Here is a 1,422-nt window from a genome sequence, read left to right as displayed (position 1 = left end):
AGGTGGGTCAGCTTGCATATGTATTGGCTGACCCAGCGCCTTCGCGAGCAAGCCCGCTCCCACACAAGCCCGCTCCCACATGTCCGGTGGCGCCGCCAATTCCTACACAACACGGTATACTCCCGCTCTTTTTTCCGGAGCGACGTCATGTCCCTGCCAAGCCTGCGTCTCAAAGCCAACGCCGATCGTCGTTTGCGCAACGGCCACCTGTGGGTCTACAGCAACGAAATCGACGTGGCCGCCACCCCACTCCACGGCTTCCAGGCAGGCGACCAGGCTATCCTGGAAGCGGCCGGCGGCAAGACCCTGGGCATCGTGGCCATGAGCCCGAACAACCTGATCTGCGCGCGCCTGCTGTCGCGCGACATCAAGTTGCCGCTGGACAAGTCGCTGCTGGTGCACCGCATCAACGTGGCCCTGTCCCTGCGTGACCGCCTGTTCGACAAGCCGTTCTACCGCCTGGTCTACGGCGACTCCGACCTGCTGCCGGGCCTGGTAGTCGACCGTTTCGGCGACATCCTGGTGGTGCAGATCGCCTCGGCGACCATGGAAGCCCATAAAGAAGACGTGATCGCCGCACTGACCCAAGTGCTCAAGCCGAGCGGCATCCTGTTCAAGAACGACTCCGCCGCACGCGACGCCGAAGGCCTCAACCGCTACGTCGAAACCGTGTTCGGCTTGGTGCCGGAGTGGGTGGCGCTGGAAGAAAACGGCGTGAAATTCGAAGCCCCGGTGATCCAGGGCCAGAAAACCGGCTGGTTCTACGACCACCGCATGAACCGCGCCCGCCTGGCCCCGTATGCCAAAGGCAAACGCGTGCTCGACCTGTACAGCTACATCGGCGGCTGGGGCGTACAAGCCGCGGCCTTTGGCGCCAGTGAAGTGTTCTGCGTCGACGCCTCCGCCTTCGCCCTCGACGGCGTCGAGCGCAACGCCGCGCTGAACGGCGTTGCCGAGAAGATGACCTGCATCGAAGGCGACGTGTTTGAAGCCTTGAAAGAACTGAAAGCCAGCGAAGAACGCTTCGACGTGATCGTCGCCGACCCACCGGCCTTCATCAAACGCAAGAAAGACATGAAGAACGGCGAAGGCGCCTACCGCCGCCTGAACGAGCAAGCCATGCGCCTGCTCAGCAAGGACGGCATCCTCGTCAGCGCGTCGTGCTCCATGCACTTGCCGGAAGACGACCTGCAGAACATTCTGCTGACCAGCGCCCGTCACCTGGACCGCAATATCCAGATGCTCGAACGTGGCGGCCAGGGCCCGGACCATCCGGTGCACCCGGCGATTGCCGAGACGCGTTACATCAAGAGCATTACGTGCCGTTTGCTGCCTAATAGCTAAGTAGAGTTAGAACGCAGATCAAAATGTGGGAGCGGGCTTGCTCGCGAATGCGGTGGATCAGCTAGATGTAGGCCTGTC

At 62.2% G+C, this 1,422-nt stretch carries 1 protein-coding gene; it reads left to right on the top strand.

The features are described from left to right. Positions 1 to 147 precede the first annotated feature (147 nt). Positions 148 to 1,344: a class I SAM-dependent rRNA methyltransferase gene (locus NUV89_RS29655; RefSeq protein WP_003213799.1), complete on the top strand. Its 1,197-nt coding sequence runs from the start codon at positions 148 to 150 to the stop codon at positions 1,342 to 1,344. The last annotated feature ends 78 nt before the right edge of the window (positions 1,345 to 1,422 follow it).

The organism is Pseudomonas sp. 18.1.10 (assembly GCF_024655625.1).
Classification (GTDB): Bacteria; Pseudomonadota; Gammaproteobacteria; order Pseudomonadales; family Pseudomonadaceae; genus Aquipseudomonas.
Note: the sequence above shows the minus strand (reverse complement) of the source record. Positions and strands in the feature narration are given on the sequence as shown.